Origin of the sequence: Erythrobacter sp. AP23, from assembly GCF_001542855.1 — a bacterium.
Taxonomy (GTDB): domain Bacteria; phylum Pseudomonadota; class Alphaproteobacteria; order Sphingomonadales; family Sphingomonadaceae; genus Qipengyuania.
Map to the genome: position 1 here is coordinate 28,669 of NZ_LNBY01000015.1, position 15,747 is coordinate 44,415.

The 15,747-nt window shown below is 65.1% G+C and carries 16 protein-coding genes; 7 read left to right on the plus strand and 9 right to left on the minus strand.

Features of this window, described 5'->3' with window-relative positions; all coding sequences use genetic code 11:
* Position 1: 1 nt before the first annotated feature.
* Positions 2-937 carry a ribose-phosphate pyrophosphokinase gene (locus tag ASS64_RS06860; RefSeq protein ID WP_067691826.1) on the minus strand — a complete coding sequence of 312 codons (936 nt, stop codon included), beginning with the start codon at positions 935-937 and terminating at the stop codon, positions 2-4.
* A gap of 124 nt (positions 938-1,061) precedes the next feature.
* Complete coding sequence (gene glpX / locus ASS64_RS06865) at positions 1,062-2,036, minus strand: class II fructose-bisphosphatase (RefSeq protein WP_067691828.1); 975 nt, start codon at positions 2,034-2,036, stop codon at positions 1,062-1,064.
* A gap of 123 nt (positions 2,037-2,159) precedes the next feature.
* Here glpX and ASS64_RS06870 point away from each other — a divergent pair, with 123 nt between their 5' ends.
* Positions 2,160-2,708 carry a hypothetical protein gene (locus tag ASS64_RS06870; protein ID WP_067691830.1) on the plus strand — a complete coding sequence of 183 codons (549 nt, stop codon included), beginning with the start codon at positions 2,160-2,162 and terminating at the stop codon, positions 2,706-2,708.
* On the opposite strand, the gene ASS64_RS06875 is transcribed toward ASS64_RS06870, so the two are convergent.
* Entirely contained in the window at positions 2,662-3,969 is a 1,308-nt protein-coding gene (locus ASS64_RS06875; protein ID WP_067691833.1) for a homoserine dehydrogenase, read from the minus strand. The two genes, ASS64_RS06870 and ASS64_RS06875, sit on opposite strands and share 47 nt — an antisense overlap.
* Positions 3,970-4,042: 73 nt before the next feature.
* Positions 4,043-4,858, minus strand: a complete 816-nt coding sequence (locus tag ASS64_RS06880; protein WP_083508227.1) for a hypothetical protein — start codon at positions 4,856-4,858, stop codon at positions 4,043-4,045.
* A gap of 389 nt (positions 4,859-5,247) precedes the next feature.
* Between ASS64_RS06880 and ASS64_RS06885 the strand changes: the two genes are divergently transcribed.
* The 4 genes from ASS64_RS06885 (at position 5,248) to ASS64_RS06900 (ending at position 7,844) form a co-directional block, all read left to right on the plus strand.
* On the plus strand, positions 5,248-5,907 hold the full coding sequence (locus ASS64_RS06885) for an energy transducer TonB (protein WP_067691839.1): 660 nt from the start codon (positions 5,248-5,250) through the stop codon (positions 5,905-5,907).
* Between the two features lie 57 nt (positions 5,908-5,964).
* Entirely contained in the window at positions 5,965-6,762 is a 798-nt protein-coding gene (locus ASS64_RS06890) for a MotA/TolQ/ExbB proton channel family protein (RefSeq protein WP_067691841.1), read from the plus strand.
* A 74-nt stretch (positions 6,763-6,836) separates the two neighbouring features.
* Complete coding sequence (locus tag ASS64_RS06895; protein ID WP_198147674.1) at positions 6,837-7,367, plus strand: biopolymer transporter ExbD; 531 nt, start codon at positions 6,837-6,839, stop codon at positions 7,365-7,367.
* Positions 7,368-7,406: 39 nt separating this feature from the next.
* Positions 7,407-7,844, plus strand: a complete 438-nt coding sequence (locus ASS64_RS06900; RefSeq protein ID WP_067691847.1) for a biopolymer transporter ExbD — start codon at positions 7,407-7,409, stop codon at positions 7,842-7,844.
* 62 nt (positions 7,845-7,906) lie between these two features.
* Here ASS64_RS06900 and ASS64_RS06905 read toward each other — a convergent pair whose 3' ends face one another.
* The 5 genes from ASS64_RS06905 to ASS64_RS06925 are packed head-to-tail and all read right to left on the minus strand — an operon-like array spanning position 7,907 to position 13,813.
* On the minus strand, positions 7,907-10,372 hold the full coding sequence (locus tag ASS64_RS06905; RefSeq protein ID WP_157075128.1) for a ligase-associated DNA damage response DEXH box helicase: 2,466 nt from the start codon (positions 10,370-10,372) through the stop codon (positions 7,907-7,909).
* A gap of 60 nt (positions 10,373-10,432) precedes the next feature.
* Positions 10,433-11,278, minus strand: a complete 846-nt coding sequence (locus ASS64_RS06910) for a DUF2059 domain-containing protein (protein ID WP_157075107.1) — start codon at positions 11,276-11,278, stop codon at positions 10,433-10,435.
* 26 nt (positions 11,279-11,304) lie between these two features.
* A complete protein-coding gene (pgmG, locus tag ASS64_RS06915; RefSeq protein ID WP_067691856.1) occupies positions 11,305-12,708 on the minus strand; it encodes a phosphoglucomutase/phosphomannomutase PgmG in 1,404 nt (467 codons plus the stop codon).
* Entirely contained in the window at positions 12,705-13,007 is a 303-nt protein-coding gene (locus ASS64_RS06920; protein ID WP_067691859.1) for a DnaJ domain-containing protein, read from the minus strand. Before ASS64_RS06920 ends, pgmG begins: the two co-directional genes overlap by 4 nt.
* A complete protein-coding gene (locus ASS64_RS06925) occupies positions 13,004-13,813 on the minus strand; it encodes a division plane positioning ATPase MipZ (RefSeq protein ID WP_067691862.1) in 810 nt (269 codons plus the stop codon). The genes ASS64_RS06920 and ASS64_RS06925 overlap by 4 nt, the downstream gene beginning before the upstream one ends.
* Before the next feature lie 225 nt (positions 13,814-14,038).
* Here ASS64_RS06925 and ASS64_RS06930 point away from each other — a divergent pair, with 225 nt between their 5' ends.
* Together ASS64_RS06930 and panC are read left to right on the plus strand one after the other, a co-directional pair.
* Positions 14,039-14,812 (plus strand): CsgG/HfaB family protein, encoded by a 774-nt coding sequence (locus ASS64_RS06930; protein ID WP_067691865.1) that lies wholly within the window; start codon positions 14,039-14,041, stop codon positions 14,810-14,812.
* A 75-nt stretch (positions 14,813-14,887) separates the two neighbouring features.
* On the plus strand, positions 14,888-15,736 hold the full coding sequence (gene panC / locus ASS64_RS06935) for a pantoate--beta-alanine ligase (RefSeq protein WP_067693024.1): 849 nt from the start codon (positions 14,888-14,890) through the stop codon (positions 15,734-15,736).
* The last annotated feature ends 11 nt before the right edge of the window (positions 15,737-15,747 follow it).

Sequence of the window (15,747 nt, forward strand, 5' to 3'; positions counted from 1 at the left end):
ATCAATCGAACAGCGAGCTGACCGAGCTTTCGTCGGCGATGCGTCGCACCGCCTCGCCGATGAGCGGGGCGATGGTGAGAATGCGGAGCTTGTCCGAATCCTTGGCATCGTCGGTCGGGCGGATCGAATCGGTGATGACCAGCTCCTTGAGCGCCGACCCATCGACCCGCGCCACGGCGCCGCCCGAGAGCACGCCGTGCGTGATGTAAGCGGCGACCGAAGCGGCCCCCTGGTCGAGCAAGGCCTGCGCGGCATTGCAAAGCGTTCCGCCCGAATCGACGATGTCGTCGATCATGATGCAGTGGCGGCCTTTCACTTCACCGATGATATTCATCACCTCGCTCTCGCCGGGGCGGTCGCGGCGCTTGTCGACGATCGCCAGCGGGGCGTTGTCGAGCCGCTTTGCGAGTGCTCGCGCGCGCACCACGCCGCCGACATCGGGCGAAACGACCATCAGGTCTTGGTCGCCGTAACGCGCCTGGATATCCGCCGCCATCACCGGTGCAGCGAAGAGGTTGTCGGTCGGAATGTCGAAAAAGCCCTGGATCTGCCCGGCGTGCAGGTCCACCGCCAGCACGCGGTCGGCGCCCGCCTCGGTAATCAGATTGGCCACCAGCTTGGCCGAGATCGGCGTGCGCGGGCCGGGCTTGCGGTCCTGTCGGGCATAGCCGAAATAGGGGACAACCGCGGTGATCCGCCGCGCCGATGCACGTTTGAGGGCATCGATGCAGATCAGCAGCTCCATGAGGTTGTCGTTCGCCGGATAGCTGGTCGACTGGACCACGAAGACATCCTCGCCGCGCACGTTTTCGTGGATCTCGACGAAGATTTCCTCATCGGCGAAGCGGCGCACCTGCGCGTCGACGAGGGGCATTTCGAGATAACCTGCAATCGCGCGGGCGAGCGGCAGGTTCGAATTGGCGGCCATGATCTTCATGCGGCGAATCCCCGGGAGTAGATGAGCTGCGCCCCGCCTAGCCGAGCGTCATGGGATTGCAACACGAGGAGTCGTTTTTGGGCAGGAATACGGCGCGCCCTGCCGGTCGCGTCTGCCCGAACCGTCACGAAGTCTGGTGCTCGCCCTTGATCCAGCGCACCGTGCCCGAGCTCGCCCGCATCACCACGCTTTCGGTCGTCATCCGTCCTCCGCGCAGGTATTTGACCCCGTCGAGCAGCGAACCGGAGGTTACGCCCGTCGCAGCGAAGATGCAGTCGCCCTTGACCAGGTCGTCGCGGGTGTAAATCCGGTCGAGGTCCTCGATACCCCACTTGGCAGCACGCGCCTTTTCGTCGTCGTTGCGGAACACAAGGCGTCCGTTGAACTGCCCGCCGACGCAGCGCAGCGCGGCTGCGGCAAGCACGCCTTCGGGCGCGCCACCCTGGCCCATATACATGTCGATGGTGGTGTCCTCGTCGGTCACCGCGATCACGCCGGCGACGTCGCCGTCGCCGATCAACACGACGCCGCAGCCCAGGCTGCGGAGCTCGGCGATGAGCTCGGCGTGGCGCGGGCGATCCAGCACGCAGACGATGATGTCCGAAGGCTCGACACCCTTGGCCTCGGCCACCGCCTTGACGTTTTCGGTCGGGGTCCTGGCCAGATCGATGACGCCCTGCGGATATCCAGGGCCGACCGCCAGCTTGTCCATGTAGACGTCGGGTGCGTTGAGCAGGCAGCCTTCGGCCGCCGCCGCGAGTACGGCCAGAGCATTGGGCCCCGCTTTGGCGGTGATGGTAGTGCCTTCGAGCGGGTCGAGCGCGATGTCGATCTTGGGCCCCCTTCCCGGCGCACCACCGACCTTTTCGCCGATAAACAGCATCGGCGCCTCGTCGCGCTCACCCTCGCCGATCACCACGGTGCCGTCCATATAGAGCGTGTCGAAGGCCTTGCGCATGGCTTCGACCGCCGCGGCATCGGCGGCCTTCTCGTCGCCGCGGCCGATCAGTTTGGATGCGGCGACCGCCGCGGCCTCGGTCACGCGGACCATTTCGAGTACCAGGACGCGGTCGAGCGGATTGTCGGCGGGCGAGTTCATAATGCGTTCAGTCCCTCACGTGAGTTTGGCGCGACAGATTGCCGACGCGTGAATTCGTATGCGGGGCGCGGATAGACAGGGAGCCTTGCATTGTCGAGACGCTGGTGGGTCGCTTTCGCAATCATGTCCGCAAGCACCTCTCCCGGGCAGCTCGCGGGACAGGAGGCGGCAGAGCCACCGGAACGCATCGACATCCTTGTTCCGCAGGACGAATACGAGGGGCCGCTGGAGGATTGCAGCGCCGAACAGGAAGCCGCGATCATCTCGGGCGAAATCATCGTGTGCCGCCGCCGAGGTGACGGGGGCGAGTACGGTTACGATTCCGACCGGGCGCTCGAGCGCTACGCAGAAGAGACGATGAACAAAGGCGATCCGCGCGCTCCGGACCTTGCCCCGGTCTATCCCGGCGTGGTCGTCGCCCGCGGCTGTTTCATCCCGCCTTGTCCGCCGCCCGAAGCCTATATCGTCGATTTCGAGGCGCTGCCGGATACGCCGCCCGGATCGGATGCAGACCGCGTTGGGCGAGGCCTGGCGCCGCTAGCTGGCACAGCCCCGGCTCCCTCGAGATCGAACGAAAGCGAACTGGGCCTTCCACCTCCGCTTGGGGGCGGGCTCGCGGATAGCATCAGTCCTTCAGAATCGGCATCACCAGAGGCGGAGCCGTCAGGCTAGAAGACCCGTCCAGGAGTTCGAGCGCCTTGGTCACGCAGCGTTCGGGCCCTTCGTGGGTGACCATGGCCACGAGCACTTCGCCCCCGTCGTGGTCGCGTCCGCGCTGGATCAGGCTCTCGATCGACACCCCGGCATCGCGCATCGCGGCGGTAATCTCGGCCAGCACGCCCGGCCGGTCGTTGACCGTGAAACGGAGATAATCGCGCCCGATGCGATTGCCGGGATCGGCAGGCGCGAACTGTTCGAGTTCTTCCACCGGCACAGAGAACGGCGCGCCGCTGTCGCCGCGGGCTATGTCGATCAGATCGGCGACGACGGCGCTGGCGGTCGGACCGGCGCCGGCTCCCGCGCCCTGAAACAGCAGGCGACCGGAAAAATTACCCTCGGCCACTACGGCATTGGTCGGTCCGGTAACCGCCGCGAGCGGATGGCCGCGAGCCACCAGGCAGGGACGCACGCGCTGCAAAAGTGTGGGATGGCCGCCGCTTTCGTCGAGCGAGGCGATCCCGACCAGCCGGATGACATAGCCGAGTGAACCCGCCTGGGTGATATCGGCGGCCCGAACCTCGCCGATGCCCGTGGCCGCGACATGTTCGAAATCGACTCGCGCGCCGAAACCGATCCCGGCGAGGATCGCGAGCTTGTGCGCCGCGTCGACCCCTTCGATATCGAAGGTCGGATCGGCTTCGGCGTAGCCCTTGTCCTGTGCTGCGCTCAGCATATCGCCGAAATCGGCACCGGTGCGCTCCATTTCGGAAAGGATATAATTGCAGGTGCCGTTGAGAATGCCGTAGATTCGTTCGATCCGGTTGGCCGCCGCGCCTTCGCGCAGGCCTTTCACCACGGGAATTCCACCCGCGACGGCGGCTTCGAACTTGAGCGGCACGCCGCGCAGCGCCGCCTGTTCGGCCAGCGCCAGCCCGTGATGCGCAATCATCGCCTTGTTCGCGGTGACGAAACCCTTGCCCGCATCGAGTGCTGCGCGGGCGAGTGTGAGCGCGGGCCCGTCGGAGCCGCCGACCAGTTCGAGTACGACATCGACATCGCTGCGCTCGGCCATCGCCTGCATGTCGTCGACCCAGGCGTAGGGCGACAGATCGACCCCGCGGTCGCGCATCCGGTCACGCGCGTTCACCGCGACGATTTCCAGCGCGCGACCGGCGCGGCGTTCGATGGTGGTACGATTGGTTTCGAGCAGCTCGATCACGCCGGTTCCGACGGTGCCGAGCCCGGCGAGGGCAATGCGGAGGGGTTCAGCCATGGCGGTCGCCTAGCGCAGCGCCCCCCAGGATTGGAACCAGTTTGTCTTGAACCGGGTGAAGCGCGGCCTTTAGTTAGTCGCGCGTGCGCGTGCAGGGACCAAGCGCGTCGCGGACCAGAGCATAGTCGGCCGCCGCGAGCGCCCGCGCCCGAGGATCGCGCGACAGGTTCGCGTTGCCCGGCAGGCTATCGGGCAGCGAACAGGCGAGCCGGTACCACTCCAGTGTGTTGGGTTGCGGCGCGCGCGCCGACTGATCGACGATCTCGGTCCAGGATACGCCCCAGCGCGGCGCCTGTCCGGGGCGGCGGACGATCGTCACCGAAACCGGGCCGTCGTCCTCCGTGTCCAAGAACAGCTGGGTTTCCGATTCCCCGACCAGCGTGCCCTCGACCGCCAGCGCGTCGCGAATCCCCGTGACCCGCGGCGGCGCGTCCCGCGCAAGGAGGCTGGAAAGGATGGGCCGCAACCTGGCCTCGAGCGCCTCGGAATGGGGAAACTGGGCTTGCGGATCGACCAGCTGCAATTCATCGGGGCGCCCGCTCACCGGTCGCGCGAACAGGATGACTTCCTGTTTCCTGAGCTTGGGCGCCTTTCCCTTCTCGTCGAGCGGGACGTCGACGAGATAGCGAAGATCTTCTCCGACCGGCACGGTACCGGCAATCAGGGCTGTGGTGCGCGCTTCGATATATAGCCGCACATGACCGGGCGCGAGACCGGGCGAACGTTCCGGCTCGACGGTCGCCTGGCGGCGGATCTGCGCCCGCAGTACGAGCGGCGTACCATCGGCAAGGTCGACCATGTCGGCGTAGGTCAGTGCGGGCGCACCGTCCTGCTCCTGCGCCAGGCCGGAAACCGGCGCGCCCGCCAGCGCGGCACAGAGGAGGAGCAACTTTCCGGGATGGTGATGAAACGGCATGGCTGGAGAATCTTTTCGCTAGGGTGAGCCGGGTGGTGCGAATCGGTCGACCCGTGGTCGGTATCCGAGGTTCCTCCAGCCAAGCTACTGAATTCGCGGTTAACCGATAAAGGATTTGCGGTGAAACGGCATCATAGCTAAAGGGTCGGGCCGGACCCGAGTGGACGATACAATATTGCTTGGGGAGAGGTGTCCGGGTTCTAATTGGGAACTTTGGTGCGCCTTCGCCGCTGAGCCTTTTAGGGGCCCGAGCGGCGCGAATGCGTTAACGATGCCCACAGTCACGCCAATCGGGCGGGTCGCAAATGGGTGTCAATCTGCCCCGGGGTTTGCCGGGGCGACCGATGGAGTGATGCAACCGAATGGCTTATGCTGACCAAGAGATGAGCGGCAATCGCATCGTCGCGATCATCATTGTTGCCCTCATCCATATCGCTCTCGGTTATGCTCTCATCACCGGCCTCGCATACAACGCGGTGCAGCAGGTGGTCGAGCGCGTGACGACGATCGATATCGAGGAACCCCCGCCGCCTGAAGAAGAGCCGCCGCCGCCGCCGCCGGAACAGGTGCCCGACACACCGCCGCCGCCGGTCGCGCCGCCGCCGCCGATCAATATCGCGCCGGCACCGCCTCCGATCCGCACGCAGACGACGATTCCGCCGCCTGCGCCGCCGCGGCTGGTTATCCCGCCGCCCGCACCTCCGGCTCCGCCGCCGCCGCCATCGAAGGCGCAGGGTGCGACGCCCAGGGGCCTTAGTGGCTGGTCGCGTCGTATTCAGGCCAATTACCCCCGCCGCGCGGAACGCGAGGGTATCGAAGGCAATGTCGGTGTGACGGTCCAGATCGGACCCAATGGCCGCGTTTCCTCGTGCCGTGTGACGCGGTCGAGCGGGTCGAGCGATCTCGACTCCGCCGCCTGTGACGGGATGACCCGCTATGCGCGGTTCAACCCTGCCCTGGACGCCGCAGGCAATGAAATCTCTGACAGCTGGTCGACCACCATCGTTTACCAGCTCAATTAACCATCCAGGGCCTGCTGCGGCAGGCGGACAACGGAATACTCAAAAGGACCACTCGTTATGACCTTCGAACTTCTTGCAGCTGCCACGGATGCAGCCCCGCAGAACTCCTTCGGTTTCATGGAAGCCATGGAACAGGGCGGTTTCGTCGCCTGGTTCATTCTCGGCGTGATGGTGATCATGTCGGTCGGTTCGTTCTACATCCTGTTCACCAAGCTGCTCGAACAGCGCAAGGTTCTGGCCCAGTACAAGGCCGTGCGCACCCAGTTCTGGAAGGCCGGTTCGCTCAAGGACGGCGCCGCCAAGCTCGAAAAGAACAGCGCATGGCGCCAGCTCGTCGACGATGCGCTGATCGCCGAAGACCAGCACTCGAAGATGACCGACAAGCTCGAAGCGCACGACTGGATGCACGGTTCGCTCCAGCGTTCGGAAGACACGATCAATTCGAAGCTCGCCGGCGGCCTGCCGTTTCTCGCCACGGTCGGCGCGACCGCGCCCTTCGTCGGCCTGCTCGGCACGGTTATCGGTATCTACCGCGCGCTGATCAACATCGGCATCGCCGGTTCGGCCTCGATCGACAAGGTCGCGGGCCCGGTCGGTGAGGCGCTCATCATGACCGCCATCGGTCTGCTGGTCGCGGTTCCGGCCGTGTTCGCCTACAACTGGCTGCAGAGCCGCAACAAGCGCATTGCCGAACTGATGCATGCGTTCACGACCGACCTGCTGGCGAACATCAGCTCGAACGGTTCGGTCAAGCCGACCTACATGACCGCCACGTCGACGCAGGCTGCCGGCAAGGCCGCCCGCACCGCTCCGGCCGCCAAGCCGGCCGCCGCGACCACCACGGTCAAGAAGTAATCGATCGAAACCGGGGGCGGTCTGGTATCGCCCCCGCATCGATCCCAAGAATTTCGAACGTTAGGAACTGAACCATGGCGATTTCGACAGGAGGTAGCGGCGAGACGCCCATGTCGGACATCAACACCACGCCACTCGTGGACGTGATGCTGGTGCTTCTGATCATCTTCCTCATCGCGGTTCCGGTCGCGATCCAGACCATCGAAAAGCTGGAGGTCCCGGTCTTCGAATCGGTCGAATCCAAGGACAAGGTCGAAAACCTCCTCCTGACCGTCAGCACCACCGACGACAATGGCGTAAGCGCCGATGAGCCGGGCTTCGAAGGTGCCTCGCGCAACGGCGAATGCCGGGTCTATTTCAACAATATCGCACCGGTCACTTCCGAAGAGCTCTACGACCAGGCATTCGAACGCCTCGATGCCATCGTGCAGCGTGCCGGGGGCCCGGAAGCCATCATGAACGATCCGGAGAAGATCCCGCAGGTACACATCCGCGGCGACGTGAACGCACCGTGGTCCTGCGTGGCCGGTGCGATCTACAACGTCCAGGCGGCGGGCTACCCGACCGTCGGCTTCATTTCGAACCCGGTCGATCCCAACGCGTGATCGCGCGGTTCGGCAACGCAGATTAGGGAGTAACCCACTATGGCAATGTCAGGCGGCACGGACGATGGTTCGCCGATGATGGAAATGAACATGACGCCGTTGATCGACGTCCTGCTCGTTCTCCTCATCATGTTCATCATCACGATCCCGGTCGCGACCCACGCGGTCAATATCGACCTGCCGGCCCCCAGCAATGTTCCGCAGGACATCACTGTGGAACCGGAAAAGAACAAGCTGGTGCTGACCACCGACGACCAGATCCTGTGGAACGGCAATGCGGTCGACATGGGCCAGCTACGCACGCTGCTGGAGCAGTCGCGGACGATCAATCCGGAACCCGAACTCCAGTTCGAACCGGAAGCACAGGCAAGCTACGATCTTGCAGCCAAGGTCCTGCAGCTGATCAAGGCCAGCGGCGTTACCAAGTTCGGCTTCGTCGGCAACGAGCGTTACCGGACTTTCGGCAAGGCCGGTTAAGCCGGATCGGGCCACCAAGCGACACACGAAAGGGGCGGAGCGATCCGCCCCTTTCTTTTCGCCTAGGGTTCGCCCGCCTCCCCATCGACTCGCATCGCCGTGCCCGCGAGGCTTTCCGCTTCGAGCAAGAGTTCGTCGTCGACCGATCCCTGGGGCGTCGCTTCGCGGCCGATCGTCACCATGACCGGCACCGCCAACGGGCTGACTCGGTCGAGTTCGACATGCACCAATTGCTCCGCGGACCGGTCGAGCAAATCGCCGAGACGCCCAACGTCGGTCAGCCGCGTCCTCGCATCGGCCCAGGCCGCTTCGAGCAGCACGTGGTCGGGCTCGTATTTGCGCAGCACGTCGTAGATCAGGTCGGTCGAGAAGGTGACCTGCTTGCCGGTCTTGCGCTTGCCGGGATGCTGGCGTTCTACCAGCCCGCCGATAACCGCCACCTCGCGAAACGCCCGGCGCAACAGATGAGAGTTCTGCACCCACTCGATGAACTCATCCTGCAATATATCGGGTGACAGGAGCGGGGTGGGATCGGTCACCGGTTTCAGACCCCAGACGGCCAGCGAGTAGTCGTTGGCGACGAACCCGCCTGGCATCAGCCCGCGATCTTCCATCCGCCTGGTGATCAGCATGCCCAGGCTCTGGTTCGCATTCCAGCCCTCGAAGGTATAATAGACGCTGTATTGGCGCTTGGCGTGCGGAAAGCTCTCGACCAGCAATTGACCCGGCCCCGGCATCCGGCTGCGCCAGTCCTGCACCTCGAGCCACTCGCGCACATCGTCGGGAAAGCGCGCCCAACCGGCCCGATCGACCAGCATTTCACGCACCCGTTCGGCCAGATGCGTGGTCAGCGGCATTCGCGCACCGCCATAGCTGGGGATCATGGCGCTGGCCTTGGCGGCCTTCACCACGACTTCCATGTCCTGCAGCTTGACCACCTCGAGACTCATCCCGGCGAAGGCGAAGGTATCGCCCGGACTGAGCGAGGCGGCAAAGCGTTCCTCGACCTTGCCGAGCGAACGCCCACCGCGCCCGCGTCCGGCATTGATCCGCACGTCGAGCATTTCGGAATCGATGATGATCCCGGCATTCATCCGGTGGCGCTGCGCCTGTTCGGGATGGGTCAGCCGCCACACGCCTTCCCTGTCACGCAGGATGCGCTTGAACTTGTCATAGGCCTTGAGCGCATAGCCGCCGGTTTCGACGAAGGAGAGCACGCGCTGCCACACTGCCTCGTCGACCCAGGAATAGGAGAGGCTGGCGCGAATCTCGGCGAGCAGCTCAGCCTCCTGAAACGGAGCCGCGCAGGCGCAGGCCATCACGTGCTGCGCTAGCACGTCGAGCCCGCCCGGGCGGAACTCCTCGCCGTCGCGCTGGCCTTCGTCGACCGCGTCGCGTGCCGCGGTCGCCTCGAGGAATTCGAATCGATTCCCCGGGACCAGCAGGGCGCGGCTGGGCTGGTCGAGCCGGTGGTTGGCGCGCCCGATACGCTGCAGTAGCCGCGAGGACCCCTTGGGCGCCCCCATCTGCACGACCAGGTCGATATCGCCCCAGTCGACACCGAGGTCTAGGCTGGCGGTCGCCACCAGCGCGCGCAGCTCGCCCCGCGCCATTGCGCCCTCGACCTTGCGCCGCGCTTCCTTGCTCAAGCTCCCGTGATGGACGCCAATCGGCAGGTTGTCGTCGTTCACGTCCCACAGGTTTTGGAAGATATATTCCGCAAGAAAGCGGGTGTTGGTGAAGATCAGCGTGGTGCGATTGGTCCTGATCTGCTCGTAAAGCTGCGGGATCGCCCAGGTCGCCGCATGGCCGCCCCAGGGCACGCGCTCCTCGTCGGGCAGCAGGATTTCGACTTCGGCCGGGGCGCCCGCCTCGCCCGCGACCAGCTCGACCGCATCGATCTCGCCCCAGGGCGCCAGCCATTCGCGAAAGCCTTCCGGGTTGGCGAGCGTGGCCGACAGCGCCGCGCGCTGCATGTCCGGCGCGATTGCCTGCAGCCGGGTCAGCGCCAGCGCCAGCAGGTCGCCCCGCTTGCCGGTGGCGAAAGCGTGCACCTCGTCGATGACGATGCGCTTGAGGCCGCGGAACAGCTCGAAACTCTCGGGATAGGACAGCAGCAATGAGAGGCTTTCGGGCGTGGTCAGCAGAACATGCGGCGGCCGCGTGCGCTGGCGTTTCTTGCGGTCCGACGGGGTATCGCCGCTGCGCGTCTCCACCCGGATCGACAGCCCCAGCTCCTCGATCGGGGTCAGCAGGTTGCGCTGCACGTCGTGCGCCAGCGCCTTCAGAGGCGATACATAGAGCGTATGGAGCCCCTCGGGCGGCGCCCCCTCCGCCAGTCGCGAGGATGTGAAATCGGCAAGTGTCGGCAGGAAGCCCGCGAGCGTTTTGCCGGCACCGGTATCGGCCACCAGCAGCGCATGCCGCCCGGCATCGCTCGCGGCGAGCATGTCCGCCTGATGGCGCCGCACGCGCCAGCCGCGTGCCGAGAACCAGTCGGTGATTTCGGAAGGAATATCGGGACGCATCATCGAGACAGCGATGGAGCCCCGGTTTGGGTCCCGCTGCTTCGCATGCGCAAATCCGCCCTACATCCCGCTTTCGTCGCCCGATCCATCCATCGGGCTGGGCGGCTTGACGATTTTCCCCAGCGCTGCCGGCTGCACGCCCAGCAACTGCGCCATCCGCGCGCGTTCGGACCGGCTCAAGTCGGCATAGGCCCGTTCCGCCGGCAAGGTGGCCATCGCCTCCACCATCGAGCTTTCGAAATCGCCGAAGCTGCCCATCATCGCGGGCACCGCCTCCATACTGGCCTGGATGACCTGCGGATCGGCGAACAGCGCCATCGATTCCCTGGCGTAGACGCTACCCGTGGGGGTCGCGAAGAAGGCAGCGATGTCGGCCAGCTGCCTTTCATCGAAACGGACTGCATAGGCCTTCGACAACCCGTCGCGCATGGGGCCTTCCATCGCCGCGTACATGTCGCCCATATTTGCGGTCAGGACAGTGACGATGGCATCCACGCGCCGGTCGTAGGCCGGATCGAGCATTGCCATGAGCTCGGCCTGTTCGCCTTCGTCCAGCGCCTCGATTGCCTCCTGCTCGATGTCGAGCCGGCTCCCCAGCACGAATTCGGGGGCGGTGAACATCGACATCATCGGACGAATCATCTTGTCCATCATGTCGGCCATCATCTCGCCATAGAAGCCTTCGGGCATCATGGTGCCGACCACCGCCGTCGCCGCCGGGAGCCGGGCTTCCTGCTCGGCGGTCAGGGGGTCGGTCTGGAACAGGCCCGCCATCATCCCGGAAAACCGATCCAGCTTCGCCGCGGATTCTTCTCCATTGGCATCCTTGGGCGCATCCTGCGCCAGTGCAGGGCCGGCGATGCTCATGGTCGCTGCCACCATGGTGCTGATCAGTGTTCGGCGCATGCCCTACTCCCCTCTGGTCGTGCCGTTCAGTGACCGGCCTGCGGACCGCGCTCGAGGCCCGAGGCAGCGAGCTGCTCGTCGATCTGTGCGACCAATTTCTTGAGCCCTTCCCGGCTTTCGCTTTCGGCCCGCGCGACGAGGACGTCCTGCGTGTTCGAGGCGCGCAGCAGCCACCAGCCATCGTCGGTGGTGACGCGCACGCCGTCGGTCGTGTCCGCTACCGCATCGCTGTTCGCGATACGCTCTGCGATTTCGCCGATGGCGGCGAACTTGCGGCTCTCGTCGACCTGGAAGCGCATTTCGGGCGTGTTGACCATCGGTGGCATGGCGCCCCGCAGCTCGGTCACCGATTTGCCCAGCCGCGCCGCCGCGGCGATCAGCCGCACGCCCGCGTAAAGCGCATCGTCGTAGCCGTAATATTCGTCGGCGAAGAACACATGCCCGCTCATCTCGCCCGCGAGCGGCGAACCGGTTTCCTTCATTTTGGACTTAATCAGCGAGTGGCCCGTCTTCCACATCAAAGGCTCGCCCCCATGCGTCGCCACATGATCGAACAAGGCGCGGCTGGCCTTCACATCGGCGATGATCGTTACGCCCGGGCGCCGTGAGAGCAGGTCCTCGGCATAGATCATCAGCAACTGATCGCCCCAGATGACCCGGCCGTCCCCATCGATCGCACCGATGCGGTCTCCATCGCCGTCGAAGGCGACTCCGAAATCGAGCGACTTCTCGGCGACGAGGGCACGCAGATCTTCCAGATTCTCCTCGACAGTCGGGTCGGGATGATGATTGGGAAAATTGCCGTCGACTTCCGTATACAGCAGATGGTGTTCGCCCGGCAGGCGCGCGGCCAGCTTCTCGAGCGCCGGGCCCGCAGCCCCGTTGCCCGCATCCCATCCGACCTTGAGGTTTGCGAGTTGCGCGGTGTCGATACCCTCGAGCGCTCCGAGCATGCGGTCGATATACGCATCGAGAACTTCGCGCTCTTCGACCTCACCGGCACCGTCGACCCATTCACCCGTGGCACCCCGGCGTCCCAGCTCCTGAATGTCCGCACCGAAGAACGGCCGGCCCTGAAACACCATCTTGAAGCCGTTGTAATTGGCGGGATTGTGACTGCCGGTTATCTGAATGCCGCCATCCACATCCTCGGCTGATGCCTCGGCATAATAGAGCATCGGCGTCGGCCCCATGCCGATCCGCACGACATCCATGCCCGCCGCGGTCAGACCTTCCACCAGCGCGTGTTCGAGCATCGGCGAGCTGACGCGGCCATCGTAGCCGACCGCGACCTTGGTGCCGCCGGCCTCGGCAAGCATCGATCCGAAGCCGCGTCCGATCGCCCGGGCGTCGTCGGGACCGAGCGTTTCTCCGATGATCCCGCGAATATCGTATTCGCGCAGCACGGTGGGATGGAAATCGTGGCTCATTCGGGAGGCTCCGTTCGGGTCCGGGATAGATGATCGAGCAAGAGATCGCGCGCGGCATTGGCCTCTTGCAAAGCGGTAGCGCTACCCCCTCTGTCGGGGTGATTTATTGTAGCTATGCGACGGTGCGCCGCACGGATTTCGTCCGGCGTGGCGCGCGGCGAGACATCGAGGATGGCTCGGGCACGAGCGAGCGAGCGATCCGCGGGGCTTTGCGCCCGCAGATATTCCCACGGCCATTTGCCGAAAATCCAGCGGCAGGCCACGCAAAGCAGGATGGCAAGGGCGAGCAGGCGGATCATTGCGCCGGCTCCGGGATCCGCTCGGCTAGCCGATCGGGCAGGCGCAGATTGGCGACCAGCCCGCGCAATTCCTGCCGCGCGACCAGGTGGCTGGTACCGAGATCGCCCAGATGTCCCTTGTCGAGCAGGGTAAGGCCCGAGGGAAAGAGTTCGCGATAGATCACGCGCTCCGACAGGCCCTTCGCCACCCGGAAACCGACCCGCTTGGCCATTTCGGTCAAGGCCTGTTCGATACGTGCCATATTGCGCGCTTCGGTATAGCCGGTGCGGTTGCGCACGACGACCCAGTCCATCTGCGCGCGATTCTGTTCGATCGAGGTGCGGCTGCGCTTAAGCCGCGCTTCCCAGATCAACTCGGCGTAGAAGGATAGCTTCTTTACTTTGAAGCTTTCGCCCTCGACCTGGCCGATGAGGTCGAAATCGACGAAACTGTCGTTCATTGGCGTCACGAGCGTGTCGGCGGTTGTCGCCGCATGGCGCGCCAGCGGATCGTCGCGTCCGGGCGTGTCGATGATGACGAAATCCGCCACTGCCGAGTTTTCGGCGAGGAAGGCATCCATCGCGGGCTCGTCCATGCCCTCGACAACGTGGCAGTGGGCCGTGGGCAGTTCGATCCCGCGCCGGCGCATGGTTTCGGCGCGGTTCTCGAAATAACGGCACATCGTCTGCTGGCGGTGATCGAGATCGAACGCGACGACCCTGGCGCCGCGATGGGCCAACGCAACCGCGACATGCACGGCCGTGGTCGACTTCCCGGTGCCGCCTTTCTCATTGGCGAAAACAATGCGGTGGGGGTGCGACGTCATCGGCAATCGGCAGTGAGTTTCATGATGCCCTGTCCCTATCCAACCCGTCGCCCGGCGGCAACGCAGCGCGGCGGGAAGCTATGCGCTTTTTCCCACAATGGCGGATGTATACTAGCGCGAGACGCATCATTTGGTATCCTGCGCGCCACCTGGGTCGCGTGCGACCGGCGAGAACCGGCAGCAAGCCGGCAGCCGCGAACAGATCATTCGAGGGGATCCCAGGACATGAAAAAAGCACTCTTCACCACGCTCGCCATTCTATCCATGACCGGCATGGCCGCCGAACCGATTGTGGCGCAGGGCCGGTCCTCCGGACGCAAGGCGCAGGATCGGGCGACGATGGAGATTCCGCGCTGCACGCAGAATCTCGGCACGATCGCGGTGGTCGAACCCGACGACAAATGGTGGCGCGAACTCAATCTCGGCAGCCCCGAGCAGATCATCCGTGTCTTCGTGCAGCGTTCGGGCTGCTTCACCATGGTCAGCCGGGGCCGCGCGATGCGCAGCCGGGCAATGGAGCGCGCGCTGCAGGAACAGGGCGAGCTGCAGGAGGGGCAGAACGTCGGTCTCGGACAGGTCCGCACGGCCGATTACTTCCTCCAGCCCGATATCGTCAGCGCCAACAGCAATTCGGGCGGCGGAGGCGGCGTGCTGGGCGGAGTGGTCGGCGGATTGTTCGGCCGCACGGCAGGCGCGCTGGCTGGCGGCATCCGCGTAAAGAAGGGCGAAGCGAACGTCGTTCTCTCACTCGTCAATGCGCGCACGACGGTCGAGGAGGCGCTGGTCGAGGGATACTTCCGCAAGAAGGATCTCGGCTGGGCCGCCGGCGGGGGCTTGTTCGGCGGCGGGGGCGGAGCTGCCGGTGGCTTCGGCAGCTACGAGAACACGGCGATCGGCCAGATCATCGTGCTCGCCTATCTCAATGCCTATACCGACCTCGTGACGCAGCTTGGCGGCCTGCCCCTCGATGCAGCCGCGGCGGCGCCCGAAGCGCGCTGACACCGGACACCTTGCATGAACACGGGCGGGGCGGCACAGATCGCCCCGCCTTTTCTTGCGAGCGGAGTGGAAGCGCTGAAGACGATCACGACACTGGACGAGCTACGCCGCGTCACCGCCGCCATCCGCAGCAAGGGATCGCTGGCACTGGTTCCGACCATGGGGGCCCTGCATGAAGGGCATTTGACCCTCGTCCGCGCGGCGCGCGAGGCGGCCGGCCATGTCGCCGTCTCGATATTCGTCAACCCGCGCCAGTTTGGCGCGAACGAAGATCTCGATGCCTATCCCAGGCAGTTGGCGCGCGATTCGGATTTGCTCGAAACCGAGGGCGTTACGCTGTTGTGGGCGCCGCCCCCAAGCGAAGTCTATCCCGAAGGGTATGCCACCAATATCTCGGTCGCGAAGGTCAGCGAGGGCCTTTGCGGGGCGGACCGACCGGGCCATTTCGATGGTGTCGCGACCGTGGTGTGCAAGCTCTTCAACCAGGTCCGGCCCGACATGGCATTCTTCGGCGAGAAGGATTGGCAACAACTCGCGGTCATTCGCCGCATGGCACGCGATCTCGACCTGACCCGGCCGCATGTCGATGCGATCCATGGCGTGCCGATCGTCCGCGAGGCCGATGGACTCGCGATGTCGAGCCGCAATGCCTATCTCTCGCCAGACCAGCGCGCAGTGGCGGCCGCGCTACCCGAGGCAATGCGCCGGGCGATCGCGCGGCTGGGCGGCGGCGAGGCGGCAGGGCCGGTCCTTGCCGAACTCTCCTCCGAACTGGTGGAGACCGGCTTCGACAGCGTGGATTATGCCGAACTTAGGCGTGGCGGCGATCTGGCTCCCGTTGGCGTTGCGGAACAGGACAGCCGCCTGTTCGTGGCCGCGCGGATCGGTCGCACGCGGCTGATCGACAACATGCCGCTCGGCTGAGGGAAGGCACG

What these genes read in the sequence shown, in the direction of transcription:
- ASS64_RS06890 (WP_067691841.1), top strand. Translation starts at nt 5,965, where the DNA reads ATGACCTTCGAACTTCTTGCAGCTGCCACGGATGCAGCCCCGCAGAAC.
- ASS64_RS06885 (WP_067691839.1), top strand. Translation starts at nt 5,248, where the DNA reads ATGGCTTATGCTGACCAAGAGATGAGCGGCAATCGCATCGTCGCGATC.
- glpX (WP_067691828.1), bottom strand. Translation starts at nt 2,036, where the DNA reads ATGAACTCGCCCGCCGACAATCCGCTCGACCGCGTCCTGGTACTCGAA.
- ASS64_RS06870 (WP_067691830.1), top strand. Translation starts at nt 2,160, where the DNA reads ATGTCCGCAAGCACCTCTCCCGGGCAGCTCGCGGGACAGGAGGCGGCA.
- ASS64_RS06905 (WP_157075128.1), bottom strand. Translation starts at nt 10,372, where the DNA reads ATGCGTCCCGATATTCCTTCCGAAATCACCGACTGGTTCTCGGCACGC.
- ASS64_RS06895 (WP_198147674.1), top strand. Translation starts at nt 6,837, where the DNA reads ATGGCGATTTCGACAGGAGGTAGCGGCGAGACGCCCATGTCGGACATC.
- ASS64_RS06875 (WP_067691833.1), bottom strand. Translation starts at nt 3,969, where the DNA reads ATGGCTGAACCCCTCCGCATTGCCCTCGCCGGGCTCGGCACCGTCGGA.
- ASS64_RS06920 (WP_067691859.1), bottom strand. Translation starts at nt 13,007, where the DNA reads ATGATCCGCCTGCTCGCCCTTGCCATCCTGCTTTGCGTGGCCTGCCGC.
- ASS64_RS06925 (WP_067691862.1), bottom strand. Translation starts at nt 13,813, where the DNA reads ATGACGTCGCACCCCCACCGCATTGTTTTCGCCAATGAGAAAGGCGGC.
- ASS64_RS06930 (WP_067691865.1), top strand. Translation starts at nt 14,039, where the DNA reads ATGAAAAAAGCACTCTTCACCACGCTCGCCATTCTATCCATGACCGGC.
- ASS64_RS06900 (WP_067691847.1), top strand. Translation starts at nt 7,407, where the DNA reads ATGGCAATGTCAGGCGGCACGGACGATGGTTCGCCGATGATGGAAATG.
- ASS64_RS06860 (WP_067691826.1), bottom strand. Translation starts at nt 937, where the DNA reads ATGAAGATCATGGCCGCCAATTCGAACCTGCCGCTCGCCCGCGCGATT.
- ASS64_RS06910 (WP_157075107.1), bottom strand. Translation starts at nt 11,278, where the DNA reads ATGCGCCGAACACTGATCAGCACCATGGTGGCAGCGACCATGAGCATC.
- pgmG (WP_067691856.1), bottom strand. Translation starts at nt 12,708, where the DNA reads ATGAGCCACGATTTCCATCCCACCGTGCTGCGCGAATACGATATTCGC.